Raw genomic sequence first — 15,197 nt, forward strand, 5'->3', positions numbered from 1 at the left:
CCTCAGGCGAGGGCGGAGCGGATGTCGGTCTGCGGGAAATCGTCGCCGACGTAGAGCAGCGGCACGTCGTGCACCCGCGCGCAGGCGTAGGCGAAGCAGTCGCCGAGGTTCAGGCGCGCCGGGTGGCGGCCCTTGCCGTAGCGGGCGTGGGCCGTGACGGCCTGGGCGCTCACGGCCTCGGCGATGGGAACGATGCGCAGACCGGCGACGCGGATGAGCTCCACGACTTCCGCTTCGGCATCCGCGACCGACATCGCCTTCTTGCGAGCCACCGCGATCACCGCCTCGAAGATGGCGAGGCCCGAGGTGAGCGGCGTCACCGCGCCGTCGAGGCAGTCCAGCAGGACGGGGCGTTCCGGCTCCGCGGTCAGGATCGCGACGAGAGCCGAGGCGTCGACGAACATCACTCGTCGTTCAGACTGTCGTAGAATGCCTTGTCGGCCTCGAGGCCCGTGCGCGGTACGGCATCCATCCTGTCGAGGAGGGGCTTCAGCCGTTCCGCGAGGGGCACGCGTCGCGCCAGCTCGTTCGAGAGCGCGAGTCGCACTGCCTCGGTCTTGCTCACGCCGGCCCGCGATGCCAGCTTCTCGGCCAGCTGATTCACCTCTTCGCTGCGGATGTTGAGCGGCATGGCGGCCCCCGTGTAGACACGGAGAGGCTAGTGTCTACACACCCCTGCCGCAAGGGCGGCCAGACCCCGACCAAGGATCCCGATGACCCGCCTCGACGAGGCCCGCGCCGCGCTGAAGAAGACGTTCGGCTACGAGGATTTCCGCCCCGGCCAGGACGAGGTGATCGGCGCGGTGCTCGACGGGACCGACGTGTTCGCCGTGATGCCCACGGGCTCGGGCAAGTCGATGACCTACCAGCTCCCGGCGCTGGTCGATCCGGGGCTCACCGTGGTGGTCTCGCCGCTGATCGCGCTGATGCACGATCAGGTCCAGCAGATGCGCAGCGTCGGCATCCGCGCCGCGACCCTGAACTCGACGGTCGGGGAATCCGAGTCCCGCGAGACTTGGCGCAGCCTGCGCTCCGGCGACCTGCGGCTGCTGTTCGTCTCCCCCGAGCGCCTGCTGATGGACGGCTGCATGGACGCCCTGCGCGGCGCCGGCGTCCGGCGTCTCGCCGTCGACGAGGCCCACTGCGTCTCGCAGTGGGGGCACGATTTCCGGCCGGAGTACCGTGAGATCGCCCGCGCCCGGACGGCGCTGGGCAACGTCCAGACCCTGGCGCTCACCGCCACTGCCGACGCCGCGACCCGCGCCGAGATCGCCGAGCGCCTGTTCCCGCAGGACCGGCCCCCGAAGATCTTCGTCCACTCCTTCGACCGGCCGAACATCCGGCTGACCTTCCAGCCCAAGGACAACCCGGCCCGGCAGATCGAGCGGTTCCTGAAGCACCGGCGATCGGAGAGCGGGATCATCTACTGCTCGTCGCGCAAGCGCACCGAGCAGCTGGCCGAGACCCTCCGGAAGGACGGGTTCGACGCCCTGCCCTACCATGCCGGCCTCGACCAAGCGACGCGGATGGCGAACCAGGACCGGTTCCTGCAGGAGGACGGGGTGGTGATGACCGCCACCGTCGCCTTCGGCATGGGTATCAACAAGCCGGACGTGCGCTTCGTCTGCCACGCCGACATGCCCAACAACGTCGAGGGCTACTATCAGGAGATCGGCCGCGCCGGTCGCGACGGGCTGCCCGCCGACACGCTGACTCTCTACGGCCTCGACGACATGGCGCTCCGGCGCCGCCAGATCGACGAGAAGGAGATCTCCGACGACCGCCGCCGGGTCGAGCGGCGCAAGCTCGAGGCGATGATCACCCTGTGCGAGGGCGCCACCTGCCGCCGCCAGTCGCTGCTCGCCTATTTCGGCGAGTCGAGCGGTGCCTGCGGCCGCTGCGACCTGTGCCGCGGCGGCGTCACCCTCGTGGACGGGACCGTCCCGGCCCAGAAGATCCTCTCGGCGATCGTGCGCACCGGCCAGCGCTTCGGCGCGGCCTATATCTGCGACGTGGTCCACGGGAAGGAAAGCGACCAGATCCGCCGCAACGGCCACGCGAGCCTCAAGACCTTCGGGGTCGGGGCGGACAAGCCGGTGGCGGCGTGGCGGGCGATCCTGCGCCAGCTCTTCGCCGCCGGGGCGATCGCCGAGAACGCCGACGGCTACGGCGGCCTGTCCATGACCGAGAAGGGCGAGGCGATCCTGTTCGGCCGGGAGCCGGTCCAACTCCGCCCCGATCCGGAGCCGAAGGCCGAATCCCGCGAGCGCCGCCGGGCCGCCGCCCGCGAGGACGGCGAGATCGCCCTCTCGGAGACCGACGAGGCGCTGTTCCAGCACCTGCGCGGCCTGCGCGCCACGCTCGCCCGGGCCGAGGGCATCGCGGCCTTCATGGTCTTCCCGGACCGGACCCTCATCGAGATGGCCCGCCAGAAGCCCGTCGATCTCTGGGCGCTGCGCACCGTCCACGGGGTCGGCGAGCGCAAGCGCGAGGCCTACGGCGACAGGTTCGTGGCCGCGATCGCCGATTTTCTGGCCCATCCGCCGGCCGCGTGACCGGCACCCATACACGGCCAGCAGGGCCGGCGTATTGCAACGCGGTGGCGGAACGCACTAATCCGTCACCGTCGCCGCGCGCGGCCCGGTTCGGGTCGCGCATCGGGTCGAGGGCCCTGCCGGGGCTCCCGGACCGCCCTCGTCGAGACCGCCCATGTTCCGCAACGACGTTCCGATCACCCCCGAGCTCGTGGCCCAGCACGGCCTGACGCCGGACGAGTACGAGCGCTTCCGCGGCCTGATCGGGCGCGACCCGACGCTGACCGAGCTCGGTATCGTCTCGGCCATGTGGAACGAGCACTGTTCCTACAAGTCCTCCCGCAAGCATCTGCGCGGGCTGCCGACCTCGGCGCCGTGGGTGATCCAGGGACCGGGCGAGAACGCGGGCGTCATCGACATCGGCGACGGCCACGCCTGCGTCTTCAAGATGGAGAGCCACAACCACCCGAGCTACATCGAGCCCTACCAGGGCGCGGCGACCGGGGTCGGCGGCATCCTGCGCGACGTCTTCACCATGGGCGCGCGGCCGATCGCGGCGCTCAACGCCCTGCGCTTCGGCTCCCCCGACCACCCGCGCACCCGCAGCCTCGTCTCGGGCGTGGTCGCGGGCGTCGGCGGCTACGGCAACTCCTTCGGCGTGCCGACGGTCGGCGGCCTGACCGGCTTCCACAAGCGCTACGACGGCAACATCCTTGTCAACGCCATGGCGGTTGGCCTCGCCCGCACCGACGGGATCTTCTACGCGGCCGCCGCCGGCGTCGGGAACCCGATCGTCTATCTCGGCTCCAAGACCGGCCGCGACGGCATCCACGGCGCCACCATGGCGTCGGCCGAGTTCGACGAGGAATCCGAGTCGAAGCGCCCGACCGTGCAGGTCGGCGACCCCTTCGCCGAGAAGCTGCTGCTGGAGGCCTGCCTGGAGCTGATGGCCTCGGGCGCGGTCATCGCCATCCAGGACATGGGCGCGGCCGGCCTCACCTGCTCCGCGGTCGAGATGGGCGCCAAGGGCGACCTTGGCGTCGAGCTCGACATCGACAAGGTGCCGGCCCGCGAGGAGGGCATGACCCCCTACGAGATGATGCTCTCGGAGAGCCAGGAGCGCATGCTCATGGTGCTCAAGCCCGGCATGGAGGCCGAGGCCGAAGCCATCTTCGTGAAGTGGGGACTCGACTTCGCGGTGATCGGCCGGACCACCGACACGCTGCGCTTCGTGATCAAATGGCACGGTGAGATCGTGGCCGACCTGCCGATCAAGGAGCTCGGCGACGAGGCCCCGCTCTACGACCGGCCGCATCTGGCCAACACGCACCAGCCGGTGATCGCGGCCGCCGATGTGGCGGCCCCGGCCTCGCTCACCGACGCGCTGAAGCGCCTCGTCGGCTCCCCCGACCTCGCCTCGAAGCGCTGGGTCTTCGAGCAGTACGACCACTTCATCCTCGGCAACACCGTCCAGAAGCCCGGCGGCGACGCCGCCATCGTGCGGGTCGAGGACGGGCCGAAGGGCCTCGCGCTCACCTGCGACGTGACCCCGCGCTACTGCGAGGCCGACCCGGTCGAGGGCGGCCGGCAGGCCGTGGCCGAGGCGTGGCGCAACATCACGGCGGTCGGCGCCAAGCCGCTCGCCATCACCGACAACCTGAACTTCGGCAACCCCGAGAAGCCCGAGGTGATGGGCCAGCTCGTCGGCTGCCTCCAGGGCATCGGCGAGGCCTGTCGGGCGCTCGACTTCCCGGTCGTGTCGGGCAACGTCTCGCTCTACAACGAGACCAACGGCGTCGGCATCCTGCCGACCCCGACCATCGGCGGCGTCGGCGTGCTGGACGACGTGGCGCGCCACGCGACCATCGCCCTGAAGCGCGAAGGCGACGTGCTGGTGCTGATCGGGGACAGCGAGGGCTGGCTCGGTCAGTCGGCCTACCTGTCGGTGATCGAGGGTCGCGAGGAGGGGGCGCCGCCGCCCGTCGACCTCGCCCTGGAGCGCCGCAACGGCGACTTCGTCCGCGGCCTGATCCAGGCCGGTACCGTCGACACGGTCCACGACCTCGCGGATGGCGGCCTCGCCGTCGCGCTCTCCGAGATGGCCATGGCGGGCCGGATCGGCGCGGCGCTCTCCGACGTGCCGGTGGACCTGCCGGCCCACGCCTACCTCTTCGGCGAGGACCAGGGCCGCTACCTGCTGGCGGTGCGGCCGGAGGCGGCCACCGATCTCCTCGCGGCTGCCGCGGCCCAGGGCGTGGCCGCGGCCTCGGTCGGCGTCGCCGGCTCCGACCGTTTGACCCTGCCGGGCGGCGAGACCATATCGCTCGCCGACCTGAATGCGGCGCACGAGGGCTGGCTGCCCGACTACATGGCGAGCCAGCCGGCCGCGCCGGCCGCCTGAGCCCCGTTCTGACGAGGAGTTTCCCGATGCCGATGGATGCGGGCGAGATCGAGCGCATGATCCGCGAGGCCCTGCCGGACGCGCAGGTGGAGATCCGCGACCTCGCGGGCGACGGCGACCACTACGCCGCCACCGTCCTGTCGGCGGCCTTCAAGGGCAAGACCCGGGTGGCGCAGCACCAGATGGTCTACGGCGCCCTCCAGGGCCGGATGGGCGGCGTGCTCCACGCCCTTGCGCTGACCACGGGCGTCCCGCAGGATTGAGCCTTCTCGCGGGAGCGCTCCCGATGGACCGACCGGGTCTCTACGACGACGACATCGTGACCTGGGCCGAGGAGCAGGCGGCGGCCCTGCGCGCGCTGGCCGAACGGCCTGAGCTGTCGAACGCAGTCGATTGGGAGAACGTTGCCGAGGAGATCGAGAGCGTGGGGCGTTCGCATCTGCGGGCCGTCGAAGGTCTGCTGATCCAGACGCTCGCCCACCTCCTCAAGCGCGCATCCGCCCCGCTCGCGCCGGCCAGCCTGCATTGGCGGGAGGAGGTCGCGACCTTCCAGATCACCGCCTGGAACGCCTACGAAGCGTCGATGCGGCAAAGGCTGAACTGGAGCAGGATCTGGAAATCGGCCGTCACGGCTGCCGAGGCTGGTCTTAGCGCCTATGGGAACGCGCTGCTCCCGGGGCTGCCGGAAGCCTGCCCGATCCGTCCTGAGGATCTGCTGACCGAGACTTTCGATATCGAGCGCGCACTTCGTACGATCGCCGCTTCGGTTGCGCGCCGCTGACTCAGACCTCACATACGACCGACGAACAAGGACAGAGCGATGACCGACGTCAACACGACCATCCAGAACGAGATCGCCTCCCAGGACGTGGTGGTGTTCATGAAGGGCACGCCGCAGATGCCGCAATGCGGCTTCTCGGGGCAGGTGGTGCAGATCCTCAACTACCTCGGCGTGCCGTTCAAGGGCGTGAATGTCCTGGCCGATCAGGAGATCCGGGAGGGCATCAAGGCCTTCTCGAACTGGCCGACCATCCCGCAGATCTACGTGAAGGGCGAGTTCGTCGGCGGCTGCGACATCACTCGCGAGATGTTCCAGTCGGGCGAGCTGCAGACTTTCCTGTCCGAGAAGGGCGTGCCGGTGAAGACCGCCGCCGCCTGACTCTTTTGAGACTCGGCACATTGGATGAGGGCGCCCGCGGGCGCCCTTTTTCGTGCCCGTCTTTGCGAGCGGAGCGAAGCAATCCAGGGCAGCGCGAGCTCGGCGGGCGTGGCGCCGCTGGATTGCTTCGCTCCGCTCGCAAAGACGGCGAATGGATCAGCGCGGCTCCCGCGCGACGAACAGCGCCACGCAGCCGACGACCGTGATCTCGACCGACCGGAACCGCTGCTCCAGCGCCGCGCGCAGGTCCGGCAGCGTGTCGGCGGCGTTCGAGAACACCCCCTTGCGGTTGTAGATCCGCATCAGCGCCCGCGCCGCGCCCGTGGTCGGGACGCCGCCCGCGAGGATCGTGGCACCGAACACCACGCCGTCATCGGCCAAGCACGGTCGCACCGTGTCGAAGGCCCTCGCCTTCGCGGCGATGTCGCCCGGCAGGCAGTGCAGCAGGTAGGTCATCCCGATCGAGTCGAACGGCGCGATGCCGCTGGCCGGCGCGCCGAGAACGTCGACCCGGTAGGTCTCGGGCCGGTAGCGCGCGATCCGGTCGGCCGCGAAGGCGAGGCTGTCGGCGTTGAGGTCCATCAGGCCGACCCGCGGCGCGGGCGCCGGGAACCGGCATCGGTCGAGGTACCAGCCGGTCCCGACCCCGACGTCGAGATGCGCGAGGCCCGCGTGCCGGTCGTAGAGATCCAGGATCCGCGCCGTGGGGCAGCGCCAGATCAGGGGGTTCGACAGGCGCAGCACCACGAGGTCGTAGATCTGTAGCGTCCGCGGATTGTAGATCGCCTGCCCGGCTCGGGTGTCGGTCGCCATGGCTCTCCGTCAGGCCCCCTGTGGGCGGCGCGCATTCGCCTTCGCCGCCGCGATCGCGTATATCAGACCCTTTCCAACGTATGGATCGTTTGAACGCCATGGCGACGCCGTCGCTCGACAGCGCCCGCGCGGCCGATGCCGCGATCGAGAAGGCGCCGGATCTCCTCCCCGAGGCGCTGCCCGGCCGCCGCCCCTCGCTGGTCGGCCTGACCCGCGACGCCCTCAAGGCGCAGCTCGTCGGCATGGGCGTGCCCGAGCGCGAGAGCCGGATGCGCGCCGGCCAGGTCTGGCACTGGGTCAATTTCCGCGGGGCGTCCGACTTCGCCGAGATGACCAATGTCGGCAAGGCGCTGAAGGCGCAGCTCGCCGAGCACTTCACCCTGGAGCGGCCGGAGGTGGCGAGCCGGCAGGTCTCGCGCGACGGCACCCGCAAGTGGCTGCTGCGCATGGCGCCGACCAACCGGCAGGAGCACAATCGCGGCGCCGAGATCGAGTGCGTCTACATTCCGGGGTCCGACCGCGGCACGCTGTGCGTGTCCTCCCAGGTCGGCTGCACGCTGACCTGCTCGTTCTGCCACACCGGCACGCAGCGCCTCGTGCGCAACCTCTCGGCGGCCGAGATCGTGCAGCAGCTCGTCACCGCCCGGGACGAGCTCGGCGACTGGCCCGGCCAGATGCCGAGCCGCGACGCCGGCGGCTCCGGCGAGGTCGGCCGGCTCGTGACCAACATCGTGTTCATGGGCATGGGCGAGCCCCTCTACAACCTCGACGCCGTGGTCGACGCGGTCGGGGTGATGTCGGATCAGGAGGGCCTCGGCCTCTCACGCCGCCGGATCACGGTCTCGACCTCGGGGGTCGTGCCGCAGATCCCGCGGCTCGGCGAGCAGGCCAACGCCATGCTGGCGATCTCGCTGCACGCCGTGCGCGACGACCTGCGCGACGAGTTGGTGCCGCTCAACCGGAAATACCCGATCGCCGAGCTGCTCGCGGCCTGCCGGGCCTATCCGGGCCTGAGCAACGCCCGCCGGATCACCTTCGAGTACGTGATGCTGAAGGGCGTCAACGATTCGGACGCGGACGCGCGGGAACTGGTGCGCCTGCTCAAGGGCATACCGGCCAAGATCAACCTGATCCCGTTCAACCCCTGGCCGGGCAGCCGCTACGAGTGCTCGGACTGGGACCGGATCGAGCGCTTCTCCGAGATCGTGTTCAACGCCGGCTACGCCTCGCCGGTGCGCACGCCCCGGGGCCGGGACATCCTGGCGGCCTGCGGCCAGCTCAAGAGCGAGACCGAGAAGCTGCGCGCCCGCGCCCGGCTGATGCAGGAAGAGGGCATCGGCGTGGAGAGTTTTTACGCCGGCGCCGACGACTGACACCCGTCCTTGTGAGCGCAGCGAAGCAATCCAGAGTAGCGCCACGCGCACAGATGGCGCGCAGCCCTGGGCCGCTTCGCTGCGCTCGCGATGACGAGGTGGCTCACGCCGCAAACCGCCGCTCCTCCGCACGGCGAAGCGGCATCTCCGCGGCCCTGACCCATTCCGTGCGGTGCCGCGGCAGGGCCTCCGGGTGCTCGGCCTGGAGCCACGTGATCATCGCCTCGCGGACCACGCAGCGCAGGTCCCAGGCCTGGGGCGCGTTGCGGGCGCTCACCAGCATTCGGATCTCGATCGTCGCTTCCTTCGCGTCCGAGACCTGGAGGTTCACCACCTTGCCGTCCCACAGGGGCGTGGCCCCGGCGATCTCGGCGAGCTTCTCGCGCATCGCCGCGACCGGCGCCCGGTGGTCGACGTAGACGAACACGCTGCCGATCAGCGAGGCGCCGTCGCGGGTCCAGTTCTGGAACGGCTTCTGGATGAAGTAGGTCAGGGGCAGGACCAGCCGGCGCCAGTCCCAGAGGCGGACCACCACGTAGGTCGCGGTGATCTCCTCGACCCAGCCCCACTCGTTCTCGACGATGATCGCGTCCTCGATCCGGATCGGCTGCGTGATGGCGATCTGGATACCGGCCACGAGGTTCGACAGGACCGGCTGCATGGCCAGCCCGAGGACGAGGCCCGCCGCGCCCGCCGAGGCGAGCAGGCTGACGCCGTACTGGCGCACCGGCTCGAAGGTCATCAGCGCCACCGACAGGGTGACGAGCGCCACCAGCGTCACGCCGGCCCGCTCCAGGATGCGCATCTGCGTAAAGTGCTTGCGCGCCAGGAGGTTGTCCTCGGCGTCGAGCTTGAACCGCCGCAGGTAGATCACCGTGGCGATGTGGAGCGCGGTGGCGCAGCACCAGCCGGTCAGCGTCACGAAGGCCACCAGCAGGATCTGGTTGAGGGCGATCCGCACCTCCCAGGACAGGTGCACGGTGGTCGAGGCGAGGCTGATCGCCACCACGATCAGACCGAGGCGGCTCGGCCCGCGGGTACGCGACACCAGCGAGCGCCAGAACAGGCTCTTGCCCGCGACCGCTCGCTTCATCGCCCGGTAGACCACCCCGTGCAGGGGCATCACCACGGCGCAGCAGGCGACGATGAGGATCAGGCTCTCGGCCCACCACGGCAGGTAGGCCAGCGCGCGGGCTGCGGAGCCGGCGAGCGCGTCGAGGTCCGGCATCGGGCATCGCTCCACGGGTTCCGAACGGGACTTGGAGGAATGGGTGGGCGCTCGCGGCGGTTCCGCAGCGCACCATGTGCCTGCCGCAACGCGGCGACCCGGCTCGGCGGGTTGCTCCGTGACGTCCTAGTCGGATCCGGACGACGGCCTCCGCACCACCGTCCTTGCGAGCGCAGCGAAGCAATCCAGGGTAGCGCCACGCTCACCGATGGCGCGCTACCCTGGGTCGCTTCGCTCCGCTCGCGATGACGGGCGGGAGCACCGATCGAAGCGTCCGAACGCCGCCCTACTTGGCCGCCCCGACCGTCACGCTGCCCGAGGCGGTCCGGCCGAACCGCGCCGGCCGGTACATGTCCTCCACGGTGGCGCCCGGATGGACGTAGGTCCCGGGCGAGACCGCCCGCACCGTGTAGGCCACGGTGAAGAAGGCCGACTGGCTCGGGTCGCGGTCGTAGGCCGCCACGAAGCGGTCGTCCCGGAACTCGGTGTGGACCGGCTGCACGTCGGACTTGGCGAAGGCGAGCCCCTGGAGCGCGTCGGCGTCGAGGAGCTTCGGATTGTCGATCTCCAGCCCCGCCGGCAGCGGATCGACCAGCAGGAGCCGCGCCGCCTCCGCCTTGGCCTCGGTGACCTTGAGCACCACCACCAGCCGGTCGTTCTGGCGCAGGCCGCTCGCCGGATCGACGACGCTGCCGTCGAGGCGGCGGAAGCTGCGCTCGATCGTGTAGCCCTGCTGCGCCGCCGGCTCCGGCACCAGGGGGCTGCCGTTGACGGTCACGGCCACCTGCACAGGCGCGCGGCCGGTATTGGTGAGCTGAACGCCCCGGTCGGCCAGGGCCGCCTCCCGATAGACCCGGGCCAGCAGGCCGGTCTGCGGGGCGCCGTCCAGGGTGAATGAGAGGGCGCCCGCCTCGTTCGACAGGCTCTCGGCGGCGAGCACCAGCCAAGCATTCTCCTGCGTGCTCGTCGCACGCTCGGATTGCTGCTCCTCGCCGAGCGCGGAAGCCGCGGGGCCCAGCGCCCCCTGCGCCAGCCCGCTCTCGGCGGCCAGGGTGATGAGCCCGGCCCCGTCGCGCAGGCGGGAGCCGTAATCGGCGCGGTAGACACCCTTGTCGCGCTCGGCGCGCAGGACCGTGAGCGCCGATTCCATGGTCTTGGCGGCCCGGCCGCGGTCGCCGAGCAGCGCCAGGGCGGCGGCGAGCTGCGCGCGCCCGAGGGCAGAGGAGAAGTCGCCGATCTTGGTGTCGGCAAGGTAGCGCAGGTCGCCCATCACCGGCCGCCCGTTCCGGGCGAGCACGTACGCCGCGTAGGCGAGGTCGGCGCCGCCGTTGCGTACCTCGGTGGCGTTGGCCACCGCGTTGCGCAGGTAGTCGAGGGCCTGGACGAAGGCCTTCTGCGGCACCGCGAATCCGCGCTCGCGGGCGCGGGTCAGGAAGTCGGTCACGTAGGCGTCGAGCCAGAGGTCGCTCGACCCCTGCGCCGACCACAGGCCGAAATCCCCGCTCGAATCCTGGCGGGCGAGCAGGCGCTCGATCGACTCGCGCACCCTTTCGTCGGCGCCGTTGTCGAGGGCGAGCTTCTCCAGCGCCGCAAGCTTGTTGACGTAGAGCAGCGGCATCGCCCGGCTCACTACCTGCTCGGAGCAGCCGTAGGGGTAGCGGTCGAGCGCCCGGAGCAGGGCCGCCACGTCGACCCCCGGCAGGGCCGTGGCCGAGAGCGAGACGCTGCCGGTGCCCGGCTGCAGGTCGGCGAGGAGGTCCGAGGTCAGCGTCAGGTTCGCCCCCGGGGCGAGGCTGCGCACCGAGCGGCGCAGCAGGGCGCCCGTCCCCGGCGAGATCCCGAGGGCGAAGCTCTGGTTGAGGGCGGCCGGGAGGCCGGGCCCCGACAGGGCGAGGTCGAGCCGGGCCGTGCCGGGTCCGGCGGCGGTGAGGGGGATCGCGAACTGGCCCTTCGCGCCGGCCTCCAGCCGCAGCGTCTGGCGCAGCGCGCTGGCGCCGACCACGACCGGGCCGGTCGGGCTCAGGTCGACCGTGTACTCGCCCGCCTGCCCCTCGACGTTGTCGAGGGCCACGAACAGGCGCGATCGGTCGCCGGTGTCGAGGAAGCGCGGCAGGGTGGCGCTGAGCACGACCGGGTCGCGGATGATCACGTCGGCCTGCGCCTGCCCGACACGGTCGCCGCTCCAGGCTGTGACCATGACGCGGCCGGTGCCGTTGAAGGCCGGGATCGGGAAGGTGACGCTGGCCGCGCCGTCCGGCCCCACGGTCACGACGCCGGAATAGAGCGCCAGCGGCGCCTGGGTCGGCGGGGAATCGGCGAGCTCGCCGCCGCCCGCGTCGCCGCCGGAGCGGATCGCCCCGGCCGAGCCCTGCATGCCGTCGATCAGGTAGCCGTAGAGGTCGCGGACCTCCGGCCCGAGCGCCCGCTGGCCGAGGAAGTACTGGGTCGGGTCCGGCGACGCGTAGCGGGTCAGGTTGAGGATGCCGACATCGACCAGCGCCACGGTGATCCGCGCCGGCTCGCCGGCCTTCAGCCCGGTGAGTTGGACCGGCAGGGTCAGGTCCTGGCGCGGGCGCGCCCGCTCCGGCGCCTTCAGGGCGACCCCGAGGCTGCGACGCTCCCGGTCCACCGAGAACCACGCCAGACCCAGCGCCCGGCCGGGCAGGCGCTTGACCGCTTGGTCGAGGGACCGGTAGGCGGTGGCCACCAGGTAGGCGCCGGCGCCCCACTCGGCCTTCACCGGAATGCTGACCGTGGTGCCGCCCTCCGGCACGCTGACTTCCAGGGTCTGGTGCACGCGGTCGCTGACAACCATCAGGCTGGCCTGACCCTTGAACTTCGGGCTGAGCTTGGCCCGCAGCGTGTCGCCGGCCGCGTAAGCGGCCTTATCGAGGGTCAGGTCGAGCAGGTCGGGCGCCTCCGCGGTCTCGGAGCCGCCCCAGCCCACCTCGAAGCCGAGGCTCGCACCCGCCTCCGGGGCGCCCGCGGTCGAGACCTCCAGCCGGTAGCGGCCGAGGCCGACCGGCGCCTCGATCCGGCTCGGGCCGGCGGCCGTGAGGTCGACGGTGCCGCTGGCGACGCGCCGGGCGGACTTGACCGCCTCGAACGACCAGCGCCCGTCCGCCCGGTACCACTGGTAGGAGGAGTCGATCCGCGACAGGGTCCAGCTCACGCCCGGCCGGGCAACGAGCGCCCCGTCGGGGCGCGCGAACACCGCGTCGAAGCTCGCGATTCCGCCCTCCTTGAGGTCGGTGAAGCCCTTGCGCAGGGCGAGGACCGGGCTCGCCGGGAGGATCGGCAGGGTCAGGCTGCGCGACAGCGCCCGGCCGCCGGGCTCTCCGACCGCCAGCGTGATCTTCGCCTCCAGCGCCCGCGGCGCCGCGACCTGGGGCACCGGCACCGTGACGGTGGCGGCGCCCTGCGCGTTCGTGGTGGCGTGGTCCTGCAACTCCTGGGTCGTCGGCTCCACGGCCTCGTCGTCGAGACCGATGGAATAAGTCTCCAGCCCCTTGATGCCGCTGGTGGCCGCCGCCTGCACGGTCACGCTGCCCGACACGTCGAGATCGGAGCCCGGGGCGCCGTAGAGGTAGCGGGCGGCGACGTCGACCTGCGCGGCCTCGCCCCGGTTCAGGGCCGCCTGCCGGGCCTTGAGGGTCACCTCCAGCCGCTCGGGGACGTAATCCTCCACGAGGAAGCTGGTCTCGCCGATCGCGGGCGCCTTCGGGTCCGTGTAGGCGGAGACCCGCCACGTGCCGTGCATCGCCCCCGACAGGAGCGGCAGCGGCAGGGCCCGGCCGCCGAGCCCCTGGTCGGGCACCGAGACGCGCCGGTACTCGACGCCGTCCGGCCGCTTGACCACCAGGGTCAGCGGCAGGTCCGGCACGGCGGCGCCGCGGGGGTCGCGCAGCAGGGCGGTGAGCTGGACGGTCTCGCCCGTGCGGTAGACCCCGCGCTCCGGAAACAGGTAGGCGTCGAGGCCGCCGGTCTCGGGCCGTCCCTTCACGCCGCGGTCGGTGAGGTCGAAGGCGCCGAGGTTGAGGTCGAGGAAGCCGTAATCGCCGCCCGCCTGGGCGACCACGAGGCTCGGCGCCAGACCGCCCTCCCCGCGGGCGAGCCCGGGATCGAAGGCGACGTGGCCCTGCGCGTCCGTGGTCCGGGTGCCCAGCACCTCGTTGTTGCGGGCGACCAGCCGGATCTCGGCGCCCGGCATCACCTGCGCGGAGGCGAGCGAGCGCAGGACCACGGTGACCCCGTCCCGGCCCTTGGTGGCGGTGAGCCCCAGGTCGGAGACCACGAACCACTGGGTCGCCTGGGTGTCGTACTCTTCGTCGGCGGCGGCCGTGCCGGAGGGGCGGGCCAGCATCACGTAGAGGCCGGGCTCGAGCTTGCCCACGGCCTGGAGGACCGGGAAGGCGGTGACGGCCTCCTGATTCAGCTCGGCCTTGGCGGTGTCGAGGGTGCCCTTCCAGACGCGCTGACCCTTCTCGGACGCGATCGTCCGGGCGGTGGACCCGCTGAGCTGGCCCAGGAAGTCCTCCGACCGCAGGGTCGGCAGCAGGCCGCGATCGCCGATCCGCAGAACCTCGACGTCGAGCTTCGGCGCGTTCACCGAGACCAGGGGCACGCCCGCTTGGCCCGTCCGCGGCAGGACGTAGTTGCGCCCGGTGAAGCGCACCTGCGGGGCGCGGTCGCGGACGTAGATCTCGTAATCGGCGGCCTTGAGCAGGCTCTCGCCCACCGCCGAGGGCAGGCCCTGGCGGACCACGATGGCGTAGCGGCCGCCGTGCTTGAGCCCGTCGACGCAGACCTGGGAGCCCTCCCCGGTCACGGCGGCCGCGCTGCTGCCGGAGACGGCCACGAAGGGGGCGTAGTCGGTCTTCGGGCGGATCGCCTCCGAGAAGGTGAAGCACGCCCGGGGAGCGGCCGCGTCGGAATCGACCTTGTAGTCGAGGATTCGGAAGCCGTGCTGCGCCCGCAGGGTCTCGTAGGTCTCCCGGACCGAACCGGTCTCGGCCAGCGCGAGGCTCGCCGCGTAGGCGTCGAGCGCCGGGCGCCAGGATCCCTGCTCGGCCTCGGCGGCGGCGAGCGCCGCCAGCGCGGCCGCGGCGTCGGCCGCCGTGCCGGCGCGCTCGTAGGCGCGGTAGGCGGCGGCCGTCACCCGCCCGCGCAGGCGCGACCGGCCCTGGTAGTCGTTGTCCTCGAGGGCACCCAGGGCCGCCGCGGTCCCCCGGGCATAGGCCTGCCAGTTGCGCGCGTCGGCGGGATCGGCCGCCACCGCGGCGGTCAAAGGCGCCAGCGCCTTGTCGGGCTTGTCGGCGGCGAGCAGGGCCAGCCCGGCCGCGCGGGACTGGCCGGCGGGCCGCAGCGGGCCCCCGGCCTCCGCCTTCAGCGCGGTCTCCAGGCGGACCGCCGCGCTGGCGAGGTCGGCCCGGACGAAGGTCCTGGCGAACGGCGCGGCGACGGCCGTCGGCGGGCGGGGCGCGGTGCGGGCCGCAGGTGGGGACAGGGCTGGCGAGGTTTGGGCGAGGGCCGGATTGCTGGCGATTCCTCCGAGGAGCGCCAGGGCACCCGCGAGCCGTCCGAGCCGCGCCATCAGCCTGTTCCCCACCCGCAATCCCGATGATTCGTCCCGGGTCCCGTCGCGCCGGAGCCTAGCACCGGCGGTCGGGCTCGCAACGCTTCGGATCGC

General features: G+C 71.8%; 11 protein-coding genes. 6 read left to right on the top strand and 5 right to left on the bottom strand.

Features of this window, described 5'->3' with window-relative positions; all coding sequences use genetic code 11:
* Positions 1 to 2 precede the first annotated feature (2 nt).
* Positions 3 to 404, bottom strand: a complete 402-nt coding sequence (locus ACLBX8_RS26895) for a type II toxin-antitoxin system VapC family toxin (protein WP_447716097.1) — start codon at positions 402 to 404, stop codon at positions 3 to 5.
* On the bottom strand, positions 404 to 631 hold the full coding sequence (locus tag ACLBX8_RS26900; RefSeq protein ID WP_447682795.1) for a type II toxin-antitoxin system VapB family antitoxin: 228 nt from the start codon (positions 629 to 631) through the stop codon (positions 404 to 406). Before ACLBX8_RS26900 ends, ACLBX8_RS26895 begins: the two co-directional genes overlap by 1 nt.
* A gap of 82 nt (positions 632 to 713) precedes the next feature.
* Here ACLBX8_RS26900 and recQ point away from each other — a divergent pair, with 82 nt between their 5' ends.
* From recQ to grxD, 5 genes are all read left to right on the top strand, one after another.
* Entirely contained in the window at positions 714 to 2,555 is a 1,842-nt protein-coding gene (gene recQ / locus ACLBX8_RS26905) for a DNA helicase RecQ (protein ID WP_447716098.1), read from the top strand.
* 154 nt (positions 2,556 to 2,709) lie between these two features.
* On the top strand, positions 2,710 to 4,935 hold the full coding sequence (gene purL, locus ACLBX8_RS26910; protein WP_447700160.1) for a phosphoribosylformylglycinamidine synthase subunit PurL: 2,226 nt from the start codon (positions 2,710 to 2,712) through the stop codon (positions 4,933 to 4,935).
* A gap of 26 nt (positions 4,936 to 4,961) precedes the next feature.
* Positions 4,962 to 5,198 carry a BolA family protein gene (locus ACLBX8_RS26915; RefSeq protein WP_007568343.1) on the top strand — a complete coding sequence of 79 codons (237 nt, stop codon included), beginning with the start codon at positions 4,962 to 4,964 and terminating at the stop codon, positions 5,196 to 5,198.
* A 23-nt stretch (positions 5,199 to 5,221) separates the two neighbouring features.
* Entirely contained in the window at positions 5,222 to 5,716 is a 495-nt protein-coding gene (locus tag ACLBX8_RS26920; protein ID WP_447716099.1) for a DUF29 domain-containing protein, read from the top strand.
* Positions 5,717 to 5,755: 39 nt separating this feature from the next.
* Complete coding sequence (grxD, locus tag ACLBX8_RS26925) at positions 5,756 to 6,094, top strand: Grx4 family monothiol glutaredoxin (RefSeq protein WP_012318124.1); 339 nt, start codon at positions 5,756 to 5,758, stop codon at positions 6,092 to 6,094.
* A gap of 156 nt (positions 6,095 to 6,250) precedes the next feature.
* Here the strand turns inward: grxD and ACLBX8_RS26930 are convergent, their stop codons facing one another.
* The gene (locus ACLBX8_RS26930) at positions 6,251 to 6,907 is read right to left on the bottom strand and encodes a class I SAM-dependent methyltransferase (RefSeq protein ID WP_447716100.1); all 657 of its coding nucleotides are present in this window, start codon (positions 6,905 to 6,907) and stop codon (positions 6,251 to 6,253) included.
* A gap of 98 nt (positions 6,908 to 7,005) precedes the next feature.
* On the opposite strand from ACLBX8_RS26930, the gene rlmN reads away from it, so the two are divergent.
* Entirely contained in the window at positions 7,006 to 8,280 is a 1,275-nt protein-coding gene (rlmN, locus tag ACLBX8_RS26935) for a 23S rRNA (adenine(2503)-C(2))-methyltransferase RlmN (RefSeq protein WP_447716101.1), read from the top strand.
* A 103-nt stretch (positions 8,281 to 8,383) separates the two neighbouring features.
* Here the strand turns inward: rlmN and ACLBX8_RS26940 are convergent, their stop codons facing one another.
* Positions 8,384 to 9,508, bottom strand: a complete 1,125-nt coding sequence (locus ACLBX8_RS26940; RefSeq protein ID WP_447716102.1) for a mechanosensitive ion channel family protein — start codon at positions 9,506 to 9,508, stop codon at positions 8,384 to 8,386.
* Positions 9,509 to 9,794: 286 nt separating this feature from the next.
* A complete protein-coding gene (locus tag ACLBX8_RS26945) occupies positions 9,795 to 15,101 on the bottom strand; it encodes an alpha-2-macroglobulin family protein (protein WP_447716103.1) in 5,307 nt (1,768 codons plus the stop codon).
* Between the last annotated feature and the right edge of the window lie 96 nt (positions 15,102 to 15,197).

This window comes from Methylobacterium sp. D48H (assembly GCF_053345715.1).

Excerpts from the sequence above, each read along its gene's own strand:
- purL (WP_447700160.1), top strand. The coding sequence starts at position 2,710 with ATGTTCCGCAACGACGTTCCGATCACCCCCGAGCTCGTGGCCCAGCAC.
- ACLBX8_RS26900 (WP_447682795.1), bottom strand. The coding sequence starts at position 631 with ATGCCGCTCAACATCCGCAGCGAAGAGGTGAATCAGCTGGCCGAGAAG.
- ACLBX8_RS26895 (WP_447716097.1), bottom strand. The coding sequence starts at position 404 with ATGTTCGTCGACGCCTCGGCTCTCGTCGCGATCCTGACCGCGGAGCCG.
- ACLBX8_RS26920 (WP_447716099.1), top strand. The coding sequence starts at position 5,222 with ATGGACCGACCGGGTCTCTACGACGACGACATCGTGACCTGGGCCGAG.
- rlmN (WP_447716101.1), top strand. The coding sequence starts at position 7,006 with ATGGCGACGCCGTCGCTCGACAGCGCCCGCGCGGCCGATGCCGCGATC.
- recQ (WP_447716098.1), top strand. The coding sequence starts at position 714 with ATGACCCGCCTCGACGAGGCCCGCGCCGCGCTGAAGAAGACGTTCGGC.
- ACLBX8_RS26915 (WP_007568343.1), top strand. The coding sequence starts at position 4,962 with ATGCCGATGGATGCGGGCGAGATCGAGCGCATGATCCGCGAGGCCCTG.
- ACLBX8_RS26945 (WP_447716103.1), bottom strand. The coding sequence starts at position 15,101 with ATGGCGCGGCTCGGACGGCTCGCGGGTGCCCTGGCGCTCCTCGGAGGA.
- grxD (WP_012318124.1), top strand. The coding sequence starts at position 5,756 with ATGACCGACGTCAACACGACCATCCAGAACGAGATCGCCTCCCAGGAC.
- ACLBX8_RS26930 (WP_447716100.1), bottom strand. The coding sequence starts at position 6,907 with ATGGCGACCGACACCCGAGCCGGGCAGGCGATCTACAATCCGCGGACG.
- ACLBX8_RS26940 (WP_447716102.1), bottom strand. The coding sequence starts at position 9,508 with ATGCCGGACCTCGACGCGCTCGCCGGCTCCGCAGCCCGCGCGCTGGCC.